Annotated in this window: 21 protein-coding genes; 10 read left to right on the forward strand and 11 right to left on the reverse strand. The window is 53.8% G+C overall.

All coding sequences use genetic code 11. The features are described from left to right. Positions 1-36: 36 nt before the first annotated feature. The 6 genes from MKY12_RS25255 to MKY12_RS25280 are packed head-to-tail and all read right to left on the reverse strand — an operon-like array spanning position 37 to position 6,885. Entirely contained in the window at positions 37-1,683 is a 1,647-nt protein-coding gene (locus tag MKY12_RS25255) for an extracellular solute-binding protein (protein ID WP_339250775.1), read from the reverse strand. Positions 1,684-1,717: 34 nt separating this feature from the next. Further along, positions 1,718-2,608, reverse strand: coding sequence for a carbohydrate ABC transporter permease (locus MKY12_RS25260; RefSeq protein ID WP_339250777.1), 891 nt, complete (start codon positions 2,606-2,608; stop codon positions 1,718-1,720). Between the two features lie 43 nt (positions 2,609-2,651). Then, positions 2,652-3,578, reverse strand: coding sequence for an ABC transporter permease subunit (locus MKY12_RS25265; RefSeq protein ID WP_076083030.1), 927 nt, complete (start codon positions 3,576-3,578; stop codon positions 2,652-2,654). 24 nt (positions 3,579-3,602) lie between these two features. After that, positions 3,603-4,901 carry a 6-phospho-beta-glucosidase gene (locus tag MKY12_RS25270; protein ID WP_339311401.1) on the reverse strand — a complete coding sequence of 433 codons (1,299 nt, stop codon included), beginning with the start codon at positions 4,899-4,901 and terminating at the stop codon, positions 3,603-3,605. After that, complete coding sequence (locus tag MKY12_RS25275) at positions 4,886-5,875, reverse strand: BadF/BadG/BcrA/BcrD ATPase family protein (RefSeq protein WP_339311403.1); 990 nt, start codon at positions 5,873-5,875, stop codon at positions 4,886-4,888. Before MKY12_RS25275 ends, MKY12_RS25270 begins: the two co-directional genes overlap by 16 nt. 20 nt (positions 5,876-5,895) lie before the next feature. Continuing rightward, positions 5,896-6,885, reverse strand: a complete 990-nt coding sequence (locus tag MKY12_RS25280; protein WP_339311404.1) for a LacI family DNA-binding transcriptional regulator — start codon at positions 6,883-6,885, stop codon at positions 5,896-5,898. A 384-nt stretch (positions 6,886-7,269) separates the two neighbouring features. Between MKY12_RS25280 and MKY12_RS25285 the strand changes: the two genes are divergently transcribed. Both MKY12_RS25285 and MKY12_RS25290 read left to right on the forward strand, forming a co-directional pair. Beyond that, complete coding sequence (locus MKY12_RS25285) at positions 7,270-7,530, forward strand: hypothetical protein (protein ID WP_339250786.1); 261 nt, start codon at positions 7,270-7,272, stop codon at positions 7,528-7,530. Beyond that, on the forward strand, positions 7,527-7,916 hold the full coding sequence (locus tag MKY12_RS25290; RefSeq protein ID WP_339250788.1) for a hypothetical protein: 390 nt from the start codon (positions 7,527-7,529) through the stop codon (positions 7,914-7,916). The genes MKY12_RS25285 and MKY12_RS25290 overlap by 4 nt, the downstream gene beginning before the upstream one ends. A gap of 122 nt (positions 7,917-8,038) precedes the next feature. Here the strand turns inward: MKY12_RS25290 and MKY12_RS25295 are convergent, their stop codons facing one another. Beyond that, entirely contained in the window at positions 8,039-8,263 is a 225-nt protein-coding gene (locus MKY12_RS25295) for a LuxR C-terminal-related transcriptional regulator (protein WP_019908812.1), read from the reverse strand. A 476-nt stretch (positions 8,264-8,739) separates the two neighbouring features. Between MKY12_RS25295 and MKY12_RS25300 the strand changes: the two genes are divergently transcribed. The 7 genes from MKY12_RS25300 to nagA all read left to right on the forward strand — a co-directional run bounded on the left by MKY12_RS25300 (position 8,740) and on the right by nagA (position 17,904). Next, complete coding sequence (locus MKY12_RS25300; RefSeq protein ID WP_339250790.1) at positions 8,740-9,717, forward strand: LacI family DNA-binding transcriptional regulator; 978 nt, start codon at positions 8,740-8,742, stop codon at positions 9,715-9,717. A 201-nt stretch (positions 9,718-9,918) separates the two neighbouring features. After that, the gene (efeO, locus tag MKY12_RS25305; protein ID WP_339250792.1) at positions 9,919-10,833 is read left to right on the forward strand and encodes an iron uptake system protein EfeO; all 915 of its coding nucleotides are present in this window, start codon (positions 9,919-9,921) and stop codon (positions 10,831-10,833) included. Between the two features lie 4 nt (positions 10,834-10,837). Then, the gene (gene efeB, locus MKY12_RS25310; protein ID WP_339250794.1) at positions 10,838-12,187 is read left to right on the forward strand and encodes an iron uptake transporter deferrochelatase/peroxidase subunit; all 1,350 of its coding nucleotides are present in this window, start codon (positions 10,838-10,840) and stop codon (positions 12,185-12,187) included. 336 nt (positions 12,188-12,523) lie between these two features. After that, positions 12,524-14,341 carry an FTR1 family protein gene (locus MKY12_RS25315; RefSeq protein WP_339311406.1) on the forward strand — a complete coding sequence of 606 codons (1,818 nt, stop codon included), beginning with the start codon at positions 12,524-12,526 and terminating at the stop codon, positions 14,339-14,341. Between the two features lie 775 nt (positions 14,342-15,116). Further along, positions 15,117-15,995, forward strand: a complete 879-nt coding sequence (locus MKY12_RS25320; RefSeq protein WP_036727152.1) for a MurR/RpiR family transcriptional regulator — start codon at positions 15,117-15,119, stop codon at positions 15,993-15,995. Then, positions 15,995-16,723 carry a glucosamine-6-phosphate deaminase gene (nagB, locus tag MKY12_RS25325; RefSeq protein ID WP_036727151.1) on the forward strand — a complete coding sequence of 243 codons (729 nt, stop codon included), beginning with the start codon at positions 15,995-15,997 and terminating at the stop codon, positions 16,721-16,723. The genes MKY12_RS25320 and nagB overlap by 1 nt, the downstream gene beginning before the upstream one ends. Further along, the gene (gene nagA / locus MKY12_RS25330; protein WP_339250796.1) at positions 16,711-17,904 is read left to right on the forward strand and encodes an N-acetylglucosamine-6-phosphate deacetylase; all 1,194 of its coding nucleotides are present in this window, start codon (positions 16,711-16,713) and stop codon (positions 17,902-17,904) included. Before nagB ends, nagA begins: the two co-directional genes overlap by 13 nt. A gap of 228 nt (positions 17,905-18,132) precedes the next feature. Here nagA and MKY12_RS25335 read toward each other — a convergent pair whose 3' ends face one another. Next, complete coding sequence (locus MKY12_RS25335) at positions 18,133-18,876, reverse strand: YhcN/YlaJ family sporulation lipoprotein (RefSeq protein WP_339311408.1); 744 nt, start codon at positions 18,874-18,876, stop codon at positions 18,133-18,135. 189 nt (positions 18,877-19,065) lie between these two features. Between MKY12_RS25335 and MKY12_RS25340 the strand changes: the two genes are divergently transcribed. Continuing rightward, on the forward strand, positions 19,066-20,136 hold the full coding sequence (locus tag MKY12_RS25340) for a glycosyltransferase family 4 protein (protein WP_209876019.1): 1,071 nt from the start codon (positions 19,066-19,068) through the stop codon (positions 20,134-20,136). Between the two features lie 112 nt (positions 20,137-20,248). Here the strand turns inward: MKY12_RS25340 and MKY12_RS25345 are convergent, their stop codons facing one another. The 3 genes from MKY12_RS25345 to MKY12_RS25355 are packed head-to-tail and all read right to left on the reverse strand — an operon-like array spanning position 20,249 to position 22,612. Then, positions 20,249-21,292 (reverse strand): glycosyltransferase family 4 protein, encoded by a 1,044-nt coding sequence (locus tag MKY12_RS25345; protein WP_339250799.1) that lies wholly within the window; start codon positions 21,290-21,292, stop codon positions 20,249-20,251. Further along, a complete protein-coding gene (locus MKY12_RS25350) occupies positions 21,289-22,011 on the reverse strand; it encodes a glycosyltransferase (RefSeq protein WP_339250800.1) in 723 nt (240 codons plus the stop codon). Before MKY12_RS25350 ends, MKY12_RS25345 begins: the two co-directional genes overlap by 4 nt. A 25-nt stretch (positions 22,012-22,036) precedes the next feature. Continuing rightward, a complete protein-coding gene (locus MKY12_RS25355; protein WP_076082334.1) occupies positions 22,037-22,612 on the reverse strand; it encodes a class I SAM-dependent methyltransferase in 576 nt (191 codons plus the stop codon). Positions 22,613-22,640: the final 28 nt, after the last annotated feature.

The raw sequence follows: 22,640 nt of genomic DNA on the forward strand, positions 1-22,640 counted from the left end.
ATCATAGTTTTATTTGGCCAGTTGCCCGTACGGCAGTTATTTCGTCAGGTTCATTTTCTTCACATTTTCCTGCCATTTTTCGGTTCTGAACTCAAGCAGCTTATCCAGTCCCGCTTTTGCGGTGTTCTTTCTGGCGGTATCCAGCGCCGACAGCACCTCTTCATCCGACTTCGCCTGAACCATCTGGGCGTAAGCAAGAGTATAAATGTCTGCGATATTCTGTGCGATAATGCCGGTCTCTGTATCGGGAAGCGGGTCGGTATTTACGAATTGTGTAATATCCAGCGCGGTTTTCCAGGTCACGGTGGACTGGGCCACGGTCTCCCAGGATTTCTGGTTCGCGGAGAGCAGCGCCTCGAGGCTCATTTTGGCCGTATCAATGAAGGTCGTATTCCCGGCCCAGTTGAAGTCCTCGAATTTCCGCATCGTATCCGTACGCTCGTTAGCAGGCGTTGTCTTGTATTTCTCGTTCGGAATCGGCGCTCCATCCGCATCCTCCTCATCCCAGTACAAGCCCTTGGGGCCGAAGAACAGCACCTTCTGTCCCTCCGGACCCGTAATCCAGTCAAAGTAAGCGAAGATAGCCTCCGGGTCCTTGGCTTGTTTGGTAATGACATTGACGTTCCAGCCCAGCGTCTCAAAGCCGCTCACAAATACTTTAGTCTTGTCAATTCCGGCTTTGTGGACCGGCCAGATAATTTCATAGCCGCTGTCCGGATTGGCCGCTGTCAGTGCCCGGTGTCCCTCGGCTCCATACGTAGTGATATTGGATTCGACCATGACTGCTACCCGGCCGGTATTGACCTTTTCCTTGACCGCATCCTGGGTTTGCTGCAGCGCATCCTGTGTAATCAGCCGTTCACGGTACAGCTTATTGATGTACAGCACCATCTCCTCGTAAGCGGGATCATCCAGGATCGATGACAGCTTGTCGCCATCCGGATATCCCATGAGTGTAACGAACTTGCTGGTGGAGTTCTCCTTGAAGCCGCCATACATGATCTCCAGACCTGCCCCCTTCTCCCCAACCTCCAGAGGGACTACATCCGGATACTTGTCTTGCACCAGGACCAAATATTGATACAAGTCATCAAAGGTCTCCAGCGCCGGCCTGCCGAGTGCGTTATAGATATCCTTATTCACCATCCATCCGCCGTTGCCGAATTGCCCGGAGGTATACCAGTTCGGGATTTGATAGATTTTCCCGTCGTCGGAACGGAGCAGATTCAGGGTCGATTCCTTCACATATTTCTTGAAGTTCGGATATTTCTCATAGTAATCATCCAGTGCAACGAGCTGCCCCGCCTGCACCAGCCTCTCCACTGAGGACCCCCGGTCCGTAAAAATGACATCCGGCAAATCGCCGCCGACGATCATCGTGTTCAGCTTTTCTCCGGCCGCTCCTCCGGATTGGATCGGTTCAACCGTAACCTTGCGGTTCTCCTGAATCCACTTCGTCGCCTCATTCTCCCCCCATGGTGATGTCGTGAGCCAGTCGTAGTTGCCATAGAAGCTGAAGGTCACAGGCTTGATCCCGCTGCCGTCATCTGTAGCGGCCCCGGTATTCAGATTGTTCCCGCTTGTGTTCTCTGAAGTGTCAGAATTCCCCCCTCCGCTACAGGCAGCGAGCAGCAGCACCAGCGAAGTCAGCAACAGAGCTACCCATGTCAGGCGTTTGCGCATTCTTTTTCCTTCTTTCTACGTAAGATGGGGACTGCTATTCTTTCAATGAACCGACCATCACGCCCTTCACAAAGTACTTCTGGAGAAAAGGGTAGGTCAGGATAATCGGAATAGTAGCGATCATCATCGTAGCCATAGTCAGTGACTTCGTGGTAATCGTCCGATTCCGGTTCATATGATCCAGCGCGATCGCATTCGAGGAGCCAATCTGGGTCATGATGTTGGAGTTCATTACCTGCCGCAGCAGCGTCTGTATAGGCAGCAGGTGATCCTCGGTAATGTAGATCGCTCCCGTAAACCAGTCATTCCAGTAACCGACTGCGGTGAATAAGGCTATCGTGGCCAGCACCGGGCCGGAGACGGGAATCACAATCCGGAAGAAAATGCCGTAGTTGCTGCTGCCGTCGATTTTGGCGGATTCCTCCAGTCCCTCCGGCAAAGCGCTGAAGAAGGTGCGAATGACAATCATGTTCCAGACGCTGATGATGCCGGGGATAATCAGCACCCAAAAGGTATCCAGCATCCCCAAAGAACGGATGAGTAAATAACTGGGGATAAGCCCTCCGCTGAAGAACATCGTAATCATGAAGAACACCATGTATTGCTTGCGGAAAAGTAAGGTCTTCTTGGACATGCCGTAAGCTAGTAAGGCCGTAAAGAAGACGGATAATGCTGTGCCGCAGAGCGTTCTGAGAATGGTGATCAGAAACGAATTCAGCAGGCGGTCATCCTGAAACACAATATAATAATTTTCCAGGGTAAAGGCTCTCGGCCACAGGGTTACACCGCCGAGCGCCGTATCGCTCCCCAGATTAAAGGAAATGACGAGCGCGTTCCAAAACGGGTACAGCATGAGTAGCGCCAGCAATGCCAAAAGGATATAAATACTCCGCTGCATCATTTTGTCGCCCAGGCTTAGTCTCATTGTTCGGCCCTCCTAAAAGGTTTATGGAGCATTGTTGTGGTATCTACCAGAGACTTACATCTGCCCGGCGGGCGATTTTGTTGGCTGTCACCAGCAGAATGACACTGATTACCGCTTTGAACAGCCCTACCGCTGTCGCATAAGAGAATCTGGCATTTAATATCCCGACGCGGTACACATAGGTGTCGATCACATCGGAGTAAGGCCTGAGGATTGGATTGGTTGCAAGCAGCAGAATATCCTCGAAGCCCGCACTGAGCAGACCGCCGATGGCAAGAATCATAAAGATGACGATAATGGGGGTAATGCTGGGGAGTGTAATCAGGTGAATTTGCTTGAACCGGCTTGCTCCGTCTATGGATGCAGCCTCATACAGGGTCGGATCAATGCCGGCAATCGCAGCCAGATAGACAATACTTCCGAATCCGACTTCCTTCCACACATTTACACTTACCAGAATAGACCAGAAGTATTTGGGTACCGCAAGGAAGTTAACCGGCTCCTGGACCAGATTGAACCGCTCCAGCAGATAGTTCACCGTTCCGTTATCAACGGATAGCAGCGAAAATACGAAACCGGATACAATAACCCAGGACAGGAAATAAGGTAAGTAGCTGACGGTCTGGATCACGCGCTTGAAGCCCATATGCCCGACTTCATTCAGCATCAGCGCAAGCAGTATCGGGGCAGGAAAAGAGATAATCAATTTTAACAGGCTAATTACAAGGGTGTTACGCATCACATTCCAGAACTCCGGCGCCTCGAAGAACATTCTGAATTGCATCCATCCCACCCAGGGGCTATTCATCATGCCGCCGAAAATATCGTATTGCTGGAACGCCATAACCACGCCATACATCGGAATGTAACTGAAAATGAATACAAAGATAATTCCCGGCCAAACCATAGACTGCAAATCCAATTGACTGTTAAATTTCTTCCACCTGCTCGGTTTCCCGGCCGTATTCATCCGCTTGACCTCCTCTGGACGATTCTATTGAAATAACGGCAAAAACGGTTTGTTCTTCTCCAGCATTTCATCCAGCAGCTGTTCAGCTACGGTGACCGAAGGCATGAGCGGATGATGAACCATCGCCTGCAGGGCCACATCCCGGTCTCCGTGCACAGCCGCCTCGATCGTAAGACTCTCATATTGCTTGACCGCAGCCAGCAGGCCTCTGACAGACTGGGGCACCTTGCGCAGCGGAATCGGCAGCGGCCCCTGCTTGGTGACCATACAATTCACCTCAATCGAGGCATCATCCGGCAGGAAATCAATAATCCCGTTATTCCTTACATTCAGCGTCTGGATATCGCGGGAATCATTATGGATAGAGCGCATCAGCAGCACTGCCGCCTCCGAGTAATAGGCTCCGCCGCGCTGTTCCAGCTGCTTCGGCTTCTCCTTCAGCTCCACGTTCCGGTACAGCTCGAATAGCTCCTCCTCCACCTTCTTCACAACTTCAGCGCGTGATCCGGCCGTTGCCGCTGCTTCCTTCTGTTCCGCCAGCATCGCGTCCGTCATATAGTAATAGCTCAGATAATAGGAAGGGATAGCTTTCAGACCGTTCAGAAACCGGTAGTCCCAGGAATCAAACGGCACATTGCTTGCCTTATAGCTCTCGGGGTAATCAATAAGCTCCTGCAGCTTGCTCTTCCCGTCAATCACGACATCGGATACCCAGTGCAGATGGTTGATGCCGACAAACTCCGCATAGATCTTCTGCATGGGAAGCCCGAAGAATTCGGAGAGCCACTTTTGAAATCCGATCGGCGAGTTGCACAGGCCTACGCTTCTAACCGATGAATATTTGTGAACAGCTTCAGTCACCATCCCGGCCGGATTCGTAAAATTCAGCAGCCAGGCATCCGGGGCCAGCTCCTCGATATCCCTGCAAATGTCCAGAATAACCGGGATGGTCCGCAGGCCCTTCATCATTCCTCCGGGACCGGTCGTCTCTTGACCGATGACACCGTACTCAAGCGGAATCAATTCGTCCCATTTGCGTGCTTCAAGCATCCCTACCCGGATCTGCGTGCAGACGAAGTCCGCTCCGGCAATGGCCTCCCGGCGGTCAAGCGTCTCTGCAACGGTAATCGGCAGTCCGGACTCGGCAATCATCCGCTTGCTCAGTTCCGTAATCGTATGTAACTTCTCTCTTCCTTCTTCAATATCCACCAGCCATATTTCGCGGACAGGAAGCTCCTGGTGGTGCAGGATGATCCCTTCAATTAATTCAGGCGTATACGATGACCCCGCTCCGATAACAACCAGCTTCAATGTTTCCCCCATGATAATTGCTCCTCCTTACCCTGTGATAGATGATCAAGAACCTCCTGATTCACATGCAACCCACTGCTCTCCATCGCCAGAACGACCGATCCTACAACCGGCTCCCGGGTTAAAATCCTTAATGTGCCGTCCGGGGCCACCTGCTTCACTCTTCGCTCAATGGCCCGGCGGATGATGCCCGCACGGTCTCCCTTGGTCAGCAGGCTGCCTGCAAGCACGATGTCGAAGGACTCCACCTCCATAGCCAACCGGCGGATAGCCGAGGCAGCCGCCAGACCCAGCTCATCCCCTTGCTTGACCAGCAGCCCGGTGGCCACCGGGTCCCCTTCCTCTGCCGCCTGAAACAGCAGCTCCGCAATTTGGGGAGGCAGGTCTCTGAAATGATCGAGGTAATCCTCTCGTAGCTGCGGGACATTGGAATAGCCCAGCAACTGAGTTAAGCGTTCGCTTAAGACCGTCTTCTGTTCTCTTCCGTCATCCGCCCTGAGGACGCTGCGGAAAACCTCCATACTTAAGTCATAGCCGCCGCCGAAATCCCCGAACCGGTAGCCAAAGCCGCCGCATTGATAGGTAGCACCCGCCGGATTTTTGCCGCTGCAGTTCACGCCTGATCCGCAAATCAGCACGATCCCGTAATTCTTCTCTGTCCCTGAACGCAAGGCATTCCAGGTATCGCAGGAAATCTCCGTCCGGGGAAGGCCGAGGCGGCCGATGATGGGCCGTAAAATTCTAAAATCGGCCTCTCTGTCCGCTCCCGCCAAGCCGAACCAGGAGTAATCCAGCTGATCCCTGGTCAGTCCAGAGGCCTTAATGGCTTCCGATACAGCCTGCTGTAAGCTGTTCTCTGCCTGCTCACGGTCCAGTTGATGATTCCCGTTCCCGCCCTTGCCTACGCCGAGAAGCTTCCCCTGTTCATCTGCAATCATTGCGTAGGTCTTACTGCCCCCTGCATCCACTCCCAAAAAATACTTCACAGATCATTCACTCCTAAATTTCAAGTTAATCGAACAGAAGCGGTAGATTCACGGATGAGAAGCTGAGGAGCAAGCTTCGTTACCGCAGGCGGCATCACCTCCCCATTGATCATTTTCAGCAGTAAGTCTACGCCGATATTGCCCATCTGCGCCTCCGGCTGTCTGACCGTCGTGAGCCGCGGGTAGAATTCACCTACGAACTGCTGATCATCAAAGCCGACGACTGAGATATCCTGAGGCACCAGAATCCCCTCCTCGCGCAGCGCTTGAACAACCCCGAGGGCAATAAAGTCATCTCCCGAAAAAATGGCTGTAGGCAGCTTATCTTCACGAATCCATCGCTTGGCCACCTCATAACCGCTGCTTACCGTAAAGCCGCAATATTCCGTGCTAAAGGGCGTTAGTCCCGCTTCATCCAGCGCCTGGACATATCCCCGTTTGCGCTCGGTTACACTCAGGAACTCCGAAGGGCCGCCGATATAAGCGATCTGAGTGTGTCCAAGACTAATCAAGTGCCTTGTCGCTTCGTACCCTCCCTGGTAGTTATCCACGAGGACACTGGGAACATCCTCATGCTGGAACTGGTTATCGAGCAGAACAACCGGAATGTTCTTGCGCTTCAGCTCCTCCACATATTCCTTCTCCTCCAGCGGAGACAACAGGATAATCCCGTCCACACGGTCCTTCTGGAACAGGAAGTTCACCCCATCATCGTCATTCTCGGCGATGGACAGAGCCAGGAAGTACCCCTGCTCTGCCAGCTTCCGGTTCACTACGCGAATCACCCGGTCATAGAAAGAATCGTTAAAGTTGTTAATCGACATCCCAATGACTCCGGTCTTGCCGCGCACCAGACTCCGCGCCGCTGAATTGGGCTGATAATTTAATTCCTCTATCGCATTCAGCACTTTCTGGCGGTTGCCTTCACGTACAGAGGGTGAATTGTTAAGGACTCTGGATACAGTCACCACCGAGAGCCCCGACTTTTTGGCTACATCATGAATGTTCATTTAAGTATCTATGCCTCCACGTTCGAAAGTTTAAACGATTTAACTTTTAGAGAAATAAAAAAGATTTACTCAGTATGCTACAACTTACAGCCTGACTGAAAAATCGGACATTGTACGTCAGCTTTGCATTTACCAAAAGCTTTATAACCTTTCATAAAGTTTAAAGGTTTATACTTTACACAGATTTTACAACCAATTCCCCTATCCGTCAATCCAGAAAATGCAGCCGGACTTGACTTAATATTTCGGGAGGTTGGATCGCCGGGACTAGTAAGAGTAAAAAAAATCCATCCCGAAGGATAAGAGAAAGCTTAATGATGCGCAAGCTGAAGCAGAGCCGCTATGATATACTAAACATATGATAAGCCAAGTGAGGTGAAGCCAATGAAATGGGGAGAGATTACAGAATTGCACCCAAGCCGCTTTGTACTGGTGGAAGCAATTAAAGCAAGCTCAAGTAACCGCATGCGTCATTTAGAAGATATGGCAGTCATACAAGATTACGATAACCCGCAAGAAGCGTGGAGCGGCTATAAAAAGCTGCATAAACTTCATCCAAACCGTGAACTGTATGTATTCCATACAAGCAGAAATGATGTTGAGGTTGTGGAAGAGTTTTTCTCAGGAGTAAGGCAACCGATATGAAGTTACACCTCCTCCATGGCCTGACTATTATTTCTTTGACACTAACTCACCAAGGTAAATCCATTTCTCTTAGGAATCTTTTATTTGATACTGGCTGTGCTGCAACCGTCTTTGATTCCGATATACTAGCTGTAATAGGTATCGATATTGATTTTATTAACGGAAGAGCCAAGCGAATGTATGGAGTAGGAGGAACGAGCGAAATTTGTTATGAGCAGCAGATTCCCGACTTTTGCATTGAAGGTATCGATTTGAGTGATTTTCCCATACAGCTTGGTTCGATTCAAGAGCCTTACGGCTTTGATGGAATTATTGGCATTGATTTTATGATGAGCGCCAAATGCAAGGTGAATTTTGAAACCATGACCATCGAACTTGATAAATAAACCAAGCGATGCCCCATCAGAGGTCAGCAAGCGCTTGGTTTATTTTTGCCCGCAACAAAAAACCTCCCCTCATCCCGAAGGATAAGAGAAGGCTTAAACGCATCACCTCTGAAGCATGGCAGCTATATTTTCAGCTCCCCAAGCTTGATCAGCTCGACAACCGCTTGCGAACGGCCTTTTACGTTTAATTTTTGCATTACGTTTGAGATGTGGTTGCGGACGGTTTTTTCGCTGATGAATAACAGTCCGGCAATATCCCGTGTAGTTTTGTCCTGCACAAGAAGCTCGAATACTTCGCGTTCACGATGCGTCAGCAAAAATTTGCTATGATGTTCGTTGCCCTTCAATGGTGTCACCCCTCCTTGCCCTGGGTTTGTTTGGTATAACAAGGTAAAGGGATACAGTCAAAACATACTATGTGGAGGGGCAGTTAATGGTGCTGTCGCAGCATTAAATTGGGCGGGGGCAGGCGCGGAGTCTGGACAATCCCGGTACTTCTGACCGGAATGCACACAAAAAACGGCTGCTGCTCCTTAGTCATTAAGGCGGCATCCGTCGGGCAATGTCTATAGAAACCACGCTGCTAAAGGGTTGCTCAGGAAAAAATATTGCTGAACATCCTTCCTGCCCGCAGCGTGAAATGGCTAACGTTACCGGTCCGTCACGCCCTTGCGGTCACGCCGGTTTCTCCGGTAAGGCTTGTTGCACCCCCAGTGTAAAGTATGAAATGGATTCCATAGCAAGCTTTTTATCGGCCGAAAAGCTGTTCATTTCTATGTTAGAATAATGAAATAACAGTCTCACACAGGAGGCGCAGAGAAGCGTGGCTAATATTAAAGAAATCGCCCGGATGGCCGGAGTGTCTGTAACGACCGTCTCGCGGGTGCTCAATAATCATCCGTATGTCAGCAAGGACAAAAGAGCCGCTGTACTCCGTACGATTGAGCAGCTCGACTACACCCGCAATATGAACGCCGTTCATTTGATTACCGGACGTACCGGTGCGGTGGCGGTGATTCTGCCGTATATTAATGCTTTTTATTTCTCGATTATTATGAATGGCATTGCCCACGAGGCGCTGCTCTCGCAATACCGGCTGATTCTGTGCCAGAGCAATTATCTGGAGGAAGAAGAAGTCAAAGTGCTGGAGATGCTGCGCCATAAAGAGATTGACGGTGTTGTTATTGTATCTACTGCGCTGAAGCCGGACATCATCGAGGAGTACACGGCCTACGGTCCGGTCGTCACCTGCCAGGATAATGGAGAGCGGAGCTTCTCTTCTGTCTATATTGAGCATTATGCGGCTTTCAAGGAAGGGCTGGAGTACTTAACCGGCAAAGGTTACCGCTCCATCGGGTATTGCGAAGGACGGAGTAACGGCAGCAGCGCCGTGATCCGGCAGTCTGCTTACCGCGAATTCATTGCTGAGCATAAGCTGGCTTTTGAAGAGGAATGGATGATCTATGACTGTACAACGGAGGAAGACGGCGCAGCCGCTGCACAGTCCCTGCTGAAGATGCCACAGCGGCCGGAAGCCATGATTATTACGGGAGACCATGTCGCCGCCGGGCTGATTATTGAAGCGCGCAGAGCCGGCCTCAGCATCCCTGGGGACCTCGCAGTTATGGGCTTCGATAACCAGCCGATCGGACGGCTGCTTCAGATTACCACCATGGACAACCACCTGTATGAGATGGGGGCCGCCGCCTTCCGCATTATCCATGAGCAGATTCACTCGGAGCGCCCCGAGCCGGTCTACCGCAAGCTGGACTACCGGATTATTGAGCGGGCCACGGTGTAGAATCCGATCAGCCGGAAATTTATATATACGAACTGCGTCTTCCGCCTGCCGGGAGGCGTATTTTTGCATTTTATTTGTGCGGATCAGTATGAATATGATAATTATCACATTTTTATTGACAGCCAATAGGGGGAGATTTATGATAAGTCCATCATTGATAACGATTATCATTTTCATAAATGAAAAGGGGTATCCATACAGATGAAAATAGGCTATGCAGTACCCGCAGGTTTGCTTGCGGCTTCCCTCCTGTTTGCCGGCTGTGCGGGCAAGGACAACAGTAATAACGATGGCAACAACGGCAACAGTGGTAACAACTCAGGGAATAATGCTGCAGCCCAGGCAGACAGCGGGGCAGAAAGTGTAGCGAAGGCCGGAGGTGAGACGAATGCAGATTTCACCACTGCCATCGACGAATACCGCAAATACGTCATCGAACAATGCGATGCGTTCGTTAAGCAGACCGAGGGCTTCACGGATGCTGTCAAGGCGGGCAAGCTGGATGAAGCCAAGGTGCTGTATGCTCCGGCACGCATGCATTATGAGCGGATCGAGCCGATCGCTGAAGCGCTTGGGGATCTGGACCCGAACATTGATGCCCGTGAGAATGATGTAGATGCTGCGGACTGGCGCGGCTTCCATAAGATTGAACAGGCTCTCTGGCAGAACAATACAACGGAGGGCATGACGGATGTCGCGGACCGCCTGCTGAAGGATGCGCAGCTGCTGCGAGCCAAGGTGGAGACGGCCGGAATCGATGCCAATCTGCTCGTTACCGGGGCTGTTGAGCTGCTGAATGAGGTCTCCTCCTCCAAAGTAACGGGGGAAGAGGAGCGTTATTCTCATACGGATTTGTATGATTTTGTGGCGAATGTGGAGGGGGCCCAGAAGATCTATGAGCTGCTGAAGCCGGAGCTGGCCAAAAAAGACCCGGCCCTTGAGAAAACCATCGGCGAGCGGTTCACCGCCTTAACGAATGAGCTGGCGCCGTTCAAATCGGGGGAGGGTTACGTCTCTTACGAAACGCTCAAACCGGAGGAGGTCCGCAGGTTGAGCCAGAATCTCGACGCCTTGGCTGAGCCGCTATCCAACATGGGAACGATTCTGGGAGTGTGACGATATGAACAAGAAAGACAAGAATTCCCGGAATAAGGCTGACGCGGATCACGGGATTCCTGCGCCGGAGACCAAACTGTTCAACACCAAATTCAGCCGCCGCGATATGCTGCGACTGACCGGTGCCTCGGGTCTCGGGCTGCTGCTCGGCGGAGGCGGGGTGGGCGGCATTATGGCGGCACGCCAGGCAGCAGGACGGGCGGTCCCCGCCGCCGCAGCCTCCGGGCAGAATGAAGAACAGGCGGATACGATCCCCTTCTACGGCAAGCACCAGGCGGGGATTCTTACCCCTGCGCAGAATTTTCTGTGCTTCGCTTCATTTGATGTGACGACTACCAAGGTCAGTGATCTGAAAAAACTGCTGGAGGACTGGACTGCCGCCGCCGCTGCCCTGACCTCGGGTACGATGATCGGCACGGCGAACGACAAGCCCAATCTCCCGCCTACTGACACCGGCGAGGCGGACGGCCTCACCCCTTCGGGGTGCACGCTTACCTTCGGGGCAGGTCCGGCCCTTTTCGACAGCCGCTTCGGCCTCTCCGGCAAACGGCCCGCCTCCTTCACCGAGCTCCCGGCATTCACAGGGGACAGCCTGGAGCCGCAGTGGTGCGGCGGCGATCTCTGTGTGCAGGCCTGCGCGGACGATATGCAGGTGGCGTTCCATGCCATCCGCAATCTCGCCCGTATCGCCAGGGGTACGGCGGTGCTGCGCTGGACCCAGGAAGGCTTCCAGCGCAGCGGCAGCGCCGATCCGTCAGGCGGCACCCCGCGTAATCTGCTTGGCTTCAAGGACGGCACGGGGAATCCGGACGTCACCAATGAGACGCAGATGCGAAATATCGTCTGGAGCGGCAGCGCCGATGGCCCGGCCTGGATGAACGGGGGCACGTATCTTGCGGTGCGGCGCGTACGGTTCCGTATTGAGGTCTGGGACCGCTCCTCGCTGAGCGATCAGGAAGCCACCTTCGGGCGGCACCGGCAGAGCGGTGCACCGATTGGAGCCGGAGATGAATTCGCCGAGCTGAATCTGGCAGCAGCCGATGCCAGCGGCAAGCCCGTCATTCCGCCGGATTCCCATTCCGCCCTCGCTCATGGGGACGGCTCGGTCAAGATTCTGCGCCGCTCCTACTCCTATTCCAGCGGCATGGATCTCAAGACCGGACAGCTTGATGCCGGTCTGGTGTTCATCAGCTTCCAAAAGGATCTGATGAAGCAGTTTGTCAGCATCCAGCAGCGCCTTGCGAAGAATGACCGGCTGAATGAATACATGGTTCACACCGGCAGCGCCGTCTTCGCCTGCTTCCCGGGTGTACGCGAAGGCGGATATATCGGGGAGCTGCTGCTCGAGGGATGAAATGCCTAGGCTGTGACCGGTGACGCTGAGGAAGCAGGAGCTATGGGGATTGCGAGGCCGAAAGCGCAACGGCGATTCGGGGACCGGAGAGGACGGAAAGGTAGCTGATCGTTACGGACTGAGAGGCCTTTATTTTCTCTTTTCGAGCATATTCAGCTACTCCAACGGACTGCACGGCGCTTATTTCCGCTACAGCGGGCGTTTTCCTCCCAATTATTTGTACATAAGCTCCACTGAGTCCGTTTAACTTGCAGAAACGTTAATATTACTAAAATAAGCGCAGCTGAGTCCGTTGCAAGTGACCCCTCCTCGCTAAACTTGAAGGGAATGATCCCGATGATGATCACGGTTACACAGAGTCCATGGCGGCCGATCAGGGCAGCGCTGCTGCTCCTCTGCCTGCTTGTGCTGCTACCCGGCGCGCCGGCTTCTGCGTCAGGCGCGCCGCTGGATGAGCTGCTGCCGCCTGTAGGCAGCGCGCTGGTCGAGGCCGGCCAGAGCCGCTGGGAGGCGGCGGCGGCCGATGTTGAATCGTTCGCGGCGCTGTGGCGCAGCGCTAACGAGAGCAAGCCGGACCCGGCACTCGCCGGTCCGGCTGCTGAGGTGGACGCCGCGCTGGCCGCCGCGGCGGAAGCCTTGGCGGGCGGCGGCGGAGCGCCCGCCAAGGCGGCCCTGTCCACGCTCGCCCGCAGCGTGGACGCGTTCGTCACCGCCGCCGCAGGCGAAGGCGGCGGTGACACGGGCGCCGCCGGACGCGCAGCGGCGGCGAAGCTGCTGCCCGCGGCGGAGCGCACGCGGGATGCGGCGCGCAGCGCCGACTGGGCCGCGGCGGCGGAAGCCTACCGCGCCGTGGTGAACGGCTGGACGCCGGTGGAACGCGGCATCCGGGCAGACAATCCCGCCGTCTACGGCTTGCTGGAGACGAAGATGAGCCTGCTGCGCATTGCGCTGCAGGCAGAGCCGGTCCGCGGAGAGGCAGCGCAGGCGGAATCGGAAGCGCTGGTGACGCTGCTGTCCGGCTACAGCGAAGGCAAAACCGTCGATACCGGTGGCGCGCCAGCGGAGCCGGCTTCCATTGAAGGGCTGATCAGCTATCTGAAGCAAGCTTCCGCCTCTGCCCAGGCCGGCGACAGCGCAGCAGCCGCTGATATAATGGAACAGTTCATCGCTGCCTGGCCTTCGGCCGAAGGCCAGGTCCAGCTGGCCTCACCCAAGGTCTATGCCAGCGTCGAGAACAAGAGCACCGCCGTCACCGGTTATCTGCTCTCCAGCCCTCCGAAGCTGGACCAAGCGCTATCGCTTATGGACACAATGCTCTCTGAGCTGACGCCGCTGGCCGGGGAACAGACTTATACCGCATGGGATGCGGCACTCATTCTGCTGCGCGAGGGGCTGGAGGCGATTCTTGTACTCGCCGCCCTGCTTGCCTATCTGCGCCGTGAAGCAGTACCGGCGGCCCGCCGCTGGGTCTGGTCCGGCGCAGCGGCAGGTCTGGCTGCAAGCATCGGCCTCGCCGTATTGCTGACCTATTCCCTCTCCCAAGCCGCCTCCGGTGGCGCACGCGAGCTGATCGAAGGCATCACCGGCCTCGTCGCTGTGGTCATGATGCTCACCGTCGGCCGCTGGCTGCATGGGAAATCCAGCACGGCAGCCTGGAATAAATATGTGGACCGCCAGATGCAGGGCGCTCTGGCCAAAGGCAATCTGTGGTACCTGTTCTTCATCGCTGCGCTGGCCATTTTGCGCGAAGGGGCCGAGACTACGATTTTCTACGCAGGAATGGCACCGGCCATTGATACCTCTCAACTGCTGCTCGGGATTGGCAGTGCCCTTGTGGTCCTGATTATCCTCGGCTATGCCATGATTGCACTGAGCGCCAGATTGCCGGTTGCCGCCTTCTTCCGCGCTGCTACAGTGCTGATCTACTATCTGGTGTTCCGCTTCCTCGGGGAGAGCCTTCACGCCTTGCAGATCGCCGGCAAGCTGCCCGCCCATAACGGCCACAGTCTGCCTTCCATCGGCTGGCTGGGCATATATCCGACTTGGGAGACCACCATCCCGCAGCTGCTTGTCCTCGTCTTCATCCTCTGGGAGCTGCTGCGCAGCAGACGTAGAGTCAACAAGACAAAGGCTGCCAACGGGATCACTAAATAAACATACTAATAATATAAAAGCTGCAATCTGTGCGTGTGCCTTCAAACACGCAGATTGCAGCTTTTTGTATCTCTGCCCTAATCCGAACTTGTAAGGAATATTTACAAGTTCAGATTAAAGAATCAACAGAAGTTGAATGCCGTGTCAAACACTAATTGCTGAGCGTGCAAGTGCAGAAAAGGACCATATAGGATTACCTGCGCGTCAGCACAATGTATGTTGTTTTCCACATACATTTGGCCCATGTGCCTGCGCGTCAGCACAATGCATGTTGTTTTCCACATACATTTGGCCCATGTGTCTACGCGTCAGCACAATGTATGTTGTTTTCGACATACATTTGGCCTATGTGCCTACGCGTCAGCACAATGTATGTTGTTTTCGACATACATTTGGCCTATGTGCCTACGCGTCAGCACAATGTATGCTGTTTTCCACATACATTCGCATTTGGCCCATGTGCTTACGCGTCAGCACAATGAACGTTGTTTTCCACATACACTTGGGCCGCAATTATATACATACTTTATCCAAAATCCACCTCCCTCCCCCTTCATTCAGCCCCAAATCAGCCTTAAACCAAACTGCCTATTGCAACCTTCCGCAATTTGTTTTATCCTGAGTATGAAAATAATTTTCTTAATAAACATAAGCATTGTGTAAAATAATTTCAGAAAGCGGTGCATTCGGCCAGATTAAGTATTCATTCTACATGTACATCTTATAAGTAGAGAAAGCTACATGAATCTGAATCTATAGAAAAGAAGGTGAACGCTTGTCTCCCATTCTGCATGCTCTGGAGCATGACAAGCCCAAGCTGTCGCAAATGGAACGCAAGCTGGCTGAGCGTATTCTGGCCTCGCCCGGGGAGATTGTCCATATGGGCATCACCGAGCTGGCGGAGGAATGCGGCATCAGCACAGCGACGATTACGCGGTTCTGCAAAGCGCTGCACTTCAAGGGGTATCCCGATTTCAAGCTCAAGCTGGCGGCTGAGCTGGCGCATAGCGATGGCTCGCCGGAGACCGGCAGCTCCTCTTATCAGGACATCGTGGCCGGCAATCCGCTGCAATTCATTGTAGAGGCCATGCAGGCCAACCACCTGGCCTCGATCCGGGATACCACCTCGCTGCTGGATCTGAGCCGGCTGCAGCAGGTCATTGATCTGCTGTGCCGGGCGCGGCGGGTTGATCTGTACGGGATGGCAACCTCATCCATCGTAGCCCAGGATTTCTATCAGAAGCTGATCCGCATCGGTGTGAACTGTACCGCTTTTGCCGATTCCCATATGCAGATTACTTCCGCTTCCTCACTCTCTTCCGGCGATGTAGCCTTTGCAGTCTCTTATTCAGGAGAGACCCCGGAGACGGTGGATGCCTTAACCTGTGCGGCCGCAAGCGGCGCAGCCACGGTGTCGTTAACCTCATACGGAAGCAGTACTCTCGCTACACTCGCTGATATTCCGCTGTTCTCCTCGTCTCTTGAGCAGGGCATGCGGCGCGGTGATATGGCCTCACGGATCGCACAGCTGCACATTATCGATATTCTGTTCACCGGCATGGTCAGTACCCGGTTTGGAGATTTCATCCCCAAGCTGGAGCAATCTTATCTGAACGTCCAACATTACCGTCATAAACGGGGAGGTCAAATCTAATGAACATTTTGAAATTTCAGCATGAAGAAGATTTCGCAGCCACAGGAGCTAACCTGATCGCCAGTCTGCTGCAGAGCAATCCCAGAGCCGTTCTCGGACTGGCTACCGGAAGCTCCCCTGTCGGGGTATACGAGAAGCTGGTGGAGATGCACCGCAAGGGCAATGTCAGCTTCGCCAAGGCATCATCCTACAATCTGGACGAATATGTCGGACTGCCTGTGGATCATCCACAGAGCTACCGGAGCTTCATGAATGAGCATCTGTTCAATCACATTGATATCGACCTGGCACGCACCCATGTGCCTAACGGAAATGCTCCGGACCTTGCGGCCGAATGCCGTGCGTATGACAAGCTGCTGGAGGATAACGGTCCGGTGGATCTGCAGATCCTCGGCATCGGCAGCAATGGCCATATCGGCTTCAACGAGCCGGATGCCAGCCTGAGCAGCGGAACACATGTGGTCGATCTGCTGGAAGAGACCCTGGAAGCCAATGCACGCTTCTTCGAGCGTGTAGAGGATGTGCCGCGTCAGGCGGTAACAATGGGCATCGGCGGAATTCTTAAGGCGAAGCAGATTGTACTGCTTGTCCGCGGGGAAGAGAAGGCGGAAGCAGTTAAAAATGCGCTGGAGGGCCCAATCACTACCCAGTGTCCCGCCTCGCTGCTGCAGAGCCATCCAAATGTGGTCGTCCTGCTGGATGAAGGAGCTGCGAAATGGCTGAAATAAACGGTGCGCACGGAGAATTGTTGTACGGCAAGGTGCTGACTCCTGACGGAATCACCGAGCAGGGTGTAATTGCCGTAGCGGATGGCTTGATTCAATATGCCGGAGAAGCCTCCTGGCTGCCCGCAGCCTATGAGAGCTGGCAGACAGTCACCCGGGAGCCGCAAGGTCTGCTGATCCCCGGATTCGTCGATGTGCATGTGCACGGCGGAGCCGGACATGACTTCATGTACAGCGATGCAGATGCGCTTGACGATATCACACGGTTCCATGCCTCACACGGGACGACCTCTATGCTTGCTACAACCATGACGGCTGCCAAGGCAGACATCGATCAGGTGTTAGCTGAGGTAGATGCTTATCGTTCCCGTGAGGGCGGCATGCCTTATGCAAGGCTGGCAGGTGTACATCTGGAGGGGCCGTTCATCAGCGTGAGATGGCCAGGAGCGCAGAATCCTGAGCACATTGTTCCGGCTAATATAGAATGGCTGGAGGAATGGGAGGAAAAGTATCCGGGAATGATCCGTCAGGTCACCCTGGCTCCTGAGCGTGAAGCTGCCCTGGAAGCTATCCAGTGGCTGCGCAAGCATGGCATTACGGCTGCGCTCGGCCACACAGATGCCACATTCGAGCAGGTGATTACCGCTGCAGATGCCGGGCTGAACCATGCGGTGCACATGTTCAATGCCATGACACCGCTGCATCACCGCAAGCCGGGAACAGCCGGTGCCGTCCTGTTTGATACCCGGATCAGAGCTGAGGTGATTGCCGACGGCATCCATGTTCATCCGGCAGCCATCAGCCTCATTACCCGGCTCAAAAACAATCATAATCTGCTGCTGATCACAGATGCCATGTCAGCAACCGGACTCAGCGACGGAGAATATGCCATCGGTGATCTGCCTGTGATCGTCAAGGACGGCATAGCCACGCTGAAGGAGCACCCCGAAGCGCTGGCCGGCAGCACACTGACGATGATTAGCGGGTTCCGTTATCTGGTTCAGGAGGTTGGTCTCAGTCTGCTGGAAGCCTCACAGGCTGCCAGCCTTAATCCGGCGCTGTCGCTCGGCATGCAGCGGTCTATCGGAACGCTTGAGGCAGGGAAGCGCGGCGATATTCTGCAGCTGGATCAAGACCTGAACCTGCGGGGCGTATGGATCGGCGGACGTAAGCTGGAGGCCTGATCCGGATAAGACACAGCTTCGTATTCGTATTCGTATTCGTATTCGTATTCGTATTCGTATTCGTATAAACACAACAATGCAGCCCTCTCACCCGGCTTTCCGGGTGAGAGGGCTGCATTGTTTGTGTCTGTCGTCATTCACTTTTGCCCTGCTGTGCCGTCATTTGAATAAGCCTCATATCCCTCTGGAATACTATCTTCATTCAAGGCACTATGCTGTAGCGCCTGCTCACTGTCCGCTGCGCGCAGGGAAAATCCGTTCCGCCATGATGCGGAATTCATTCGCGAAGCCTCTGAGCGGATGTCCGGCACGGAATTCCCGGGCATAATAATCGGCCCGTTCCACGAAATCCGGGTTCGCCGAGACATAGACATTGCCGACGTATGTGTTGCCTTTTTTAACCTCTGCGGCGATTTTGTTCTTGATCTCCCCAGGAAGCGTGTCTTTATCCTCCCCTATACTGCTTCTGGACATCAGCCCGTTATTGCCGTTCCCCGGATAATCTTCGGGAGCTGCCATACCTGTACCGCCAATGGTTCCAGTGCCTGTCAGACTTCCCGGAATGCCGGCCATGGAGCCGCCTGTTCCCGTCATTCCCGGCACCCCCGCAGCAGTTCCTCTTCCCGTAGCTTTCTCGCGGGTGGTACTCCGGGTGTGAACCTTGCCCGAAGCATCCTCCAGCATTACAGCGACATAAGCGCTTCTGCCAACCATAATAACGTTAGCTGAACGGACTTCCCGCATCGCCGCAACACGGTCAGCCAATTCTTTGCTCATCTCCATGCTGCCGAAGTCATCGTCACGGTTCATGTCCCGTGCGGAGTTCACGTGGATGCGCCCGTCTGTCCCCCGTACACTTTTCGTCTGCATATTGCCGCTATCTGCCGAATGGCCGGCACCGCAGCCGGTCATACTTATGGTGCCGAGCAGCAAGGCTGCAGACACGGACAAGCCTAATTTCGATCGCAACATTCCTTCATCCCCCATCACAGAATAATATAGTGTAGTGTGACAACCCTTAGCATGGCTCCTCCTCTGCCCGGTTATCCAGAAAGGATTTGGCAGAGCTGCCTCCACAGTCACATGTAAGAGAACTCCGGCGTATCTTATATAACAGCAGACTGTGTTTCTCCGCGAGAGTCCAGATCAGGAGGGGTAAGCTTGAGAATTCTATTTACGTTTTATGTACCGAGCGGCGGGGTTGAGACCCTGAACAGACTGCGGTGTGAGAGCCTTCAGAAGAACGGCATCGAATGCCATGTGCTCTATCTCATGCCGGGGTCCGGCACCCACAATAGTGTAAGCTTCCCGGTATTTGTCACGAACCAGGATGAAGAGATCAGAACGGTACTGAATACCCATCATTATGACGCCATTATCGTAACCTCCGATTATCTGCTGCTTGAACGCCTGCGCCGGCTGGGGTATGGCGGCATCCTGATCTACGAGTCCCAGGGTCTGGGAACACGAAGCGAAGCACGTAACGTGATTATAGAGTCCGTGCCTTATCTCCAAGCCTTCTGCAATGCCGTGCTGATTCCCCCCACCGATCATTTACTGGAGCTGTTTATCGAGATCTGCCCCTGGCTACAGCGCTATGTTATTCCGAACCTCGTGGATGTACAAGGATTCCGCTATATCCCAGCCGAAGCGCCCGTTGATCCTGTTATCGCCTGGGTAGGGCGGCTGGAGCCCAACAAGAACTGGAGCGAGTATCTGAAGATTGCCTATCATATCCGCAAACAGAGGCCTAACCTTCATCTCTGGATGTTCCATGATCCGAGCTTGGCCTCAGATGACCAGAAGGCGGCATTCAATGAAGAGCTGCATGCCCTTGGCCTGAATGACCGGCTGAATGTGTTCACAAACATGCCTAACCAGATGATGCCTGTCTATTATTCATCGATTGCCGCTTCAGGAGGCTTCCTGCTGTCCAGCTCAGTCACAGAAGGCTTCGGATATGCTGTAGCTGAGGCTGTCTGCTGCTCCTGTCCGGTACTCAGCACGGATTCCGACGGAGTCAGATCCTTCATCACCCATAATATTACCGGCAAATTCTATCCGCTTGGCAATGTGGAGGCTGCCGTGAACGAAGGACTTGAGCTGATGAATAACACTGCGCTGCGTGAAGCCATCTGCTATCAGGGCCGTCAGCATATGGTTACGCATTTCGGATTCGATCAATACGCACATTCCTTCCGCGAGATGATGAACTCCTTCTCTATCTTCTAACTATTGCAAGCAAGCTTCATATATCCTATCTGCAGGCCAAAAAAAACCTTCAATCCCCAGCGCCAGCCGGGGGTTGAAGGTTTCTCTGTGTTTGGCGTTCTGCCTGGAGGCATCACACGCCTTGTCTGGACACCATCTCGAACAACTCGGCCTGGAAAATCTGCACGCTTCTCTCCCAGGTAAACTGCAGTGAATCCTGCTCTCCCCTGGCGGCCAGACGCTGTCGAAGCTCTCGGTCCTCTATCAGCGTCACTATATCCGCAGCAAGACGGTTCTCATGACGGTATGACATCAGACAGTTCTGCCCGTGTGCGCAGTATTCAAGATTCCCCCCCGAATATACGGTAACCAGTGCAGCACCGCAGCGCATCGCCTCCAGCCCCGGCAACGAACCGGCATCATTAGTACTTGCGCTGACAAAAATATCTGTCTCATTGTAATGAAAAGCCAGCTCGTTGTCATTGCCGGGTGTCCGAAGCTGATAACGCCCGGTGTTAAGCAAGGCCTGCAGACTATCAGATGCGGCATATTCAGCAGGGGGAGTCATGATATAGATCTCCACCTCTGGATGAAGCCGCTTGACCATATCGAGCTGCTGAATCAGGTATTCCTGTTCCCGGTGGCCGGAGAATCCGCCCTCCGGACGCCGCATGATGGCCGAGACGATCAGCGGCCAGTCTGCGTTGTCGCGTAAATGCGTATTCTTGAAATCCGGAGCAACGCCGACCGGAACAATTCTGCCCTTAATGCCGTGATTGATCCGTATGACCTCCTGCTGCCAGCGGGACAGCAGAAGCAGGTTGCGGGTAATGCTGTAGGAAGCGAACGACTGGTTATTATCCGGCAAGAAATTCGGCTCATAGCATAAGGCCAGCCGGATATGCAGCCCTTTGCCCTGCCGGCTGGCCCGCTCGGCAACCGGAACGGTTGTATAATAATTGGAGATAATTACATCCCCATAGGGAAAATCATCTTCGGTAAGCACCGGAGCGGGCGCAGTGATAATCGGACATTTCATCTCATATTCAACAAAGCCATGGCTGGGTAAAAGAACAACGACCTCATGGCCAATTTCAGCCAGACGGTTAGCCAGCTCAGTTATCATCCGCTGCGCGCCGCCTCTGGATAAGGTCAGAACCGGGAAGGTCAGTCTCAATTCCTTGTCTCCTTTCTCAGCAGCTGCGTCAAATTGCCCCTGTGCATGAACTGCACCCTTGCAATCTCCCGGTTCTGCGCCTCGCTGTGCAGGACCGAGCCCATCTCATTATGCACACGGTAATCCAGCAGCGGCTCTTCTATATAAGACCACTCATAATGCGGAAGAATCCGCAGCCACATATCATAATCCTGTGTATACAGGAGGCTTTCATTAAATGCTCCCACCCTGGAGAGGATCTCCATATCAAACAGCACCGTGCTGCCGTTAACCGGACAGCTGGACATCATGGTCTGAATGAGGGCCGGCCTGCTGCAGGCCGGCATTCGGACGATGTCCTGAAACCGTTGCCCGTGCTCATTAATATAGTAGTAAGCCGTATGATTGAAGGAGGTTCCCGAGCTGCGGATGACTTCTATTTGCCGTCTGATTTTATCGGGATGGAACAGATCGTCCGCGCTTAACCAGGCAAAATAAGCTCCGTTTGCCACCTCAATTCCCCTATTGAGCGCCGAGCCGGTTCCTCCGTTGGTCTTGCGGACATACACGATCCGGCTCTTATAGGCTTCAAGCTTCTCCGTATGGAGTGTGGAACCGTCATCCACCACGATCAGCTCGATATCCGCGTAGCTCTGGGCCAGCACGCTCTCAACCGCCAGATGCACGTAGGGACAATTATAGAACGGAATCACCACCGAGACCTTGGTCTTCTGATTCATGGCCCGGCCTCCTCCCTGAGTTCATTTATACTGTTTTGCAGGCGAGCAGGGCGTCCAGCGGCGCGTGATTCTCACCGAAGGCTTCCCGGAATGAAGGATTCTCCGCATGGTGAAATCCCTTCAGTACGGTTACAGCGTAGCCCAGCTTCAGGAAGTCCTCAGGCTCCCAGCCGCTCCAGTGCTTCTGGTAATACTCCCCATGCAGATTGAAATGGTCCTTCCCCTCCTGCGGGAAGAAGCCCCGTGGTGTAAATACGATGACACGGTTCGCAGCGATAAGCTCCGCCTTACGTAGCAGCTCTATGCCTTCACTCATCGAAAAATGCTCCAGAGAATCGATCAGAGTGACCGCAGAGAAGGTTCCCGGCAGGAACAGCTTATCGATATGGCCGGCATCGGCATGAACCGGAATGATATGAGGGGACTTGTATTTGCGGTGCAGCAGATAAGGCCTGTGGATATCCAGCCCCAGCACTACAGCGGCCTCATACCGCTCCAGCAGCGTACCGGTACCGCTGCCGATATCCAGAATACTCTCGGAGAATTTCAGCTGCTCCAGCAGGACCGGCAGGAAGTCTTTCACTTCAATTTCCCGGTACATATGCTCTCCCTCCTAAGCGTTAGTTGCT

This window comes from Paenibacillus sp. FSL M7-0896, from assembly GCF_037975415.1.
Taxonomy (GTDB): Bacteria; Bacillota; Bacilli; order Paenibacillales; family Paenibacillaceae; genus Paenibacillus_AQ; species Paenibacillus_AQ silagei.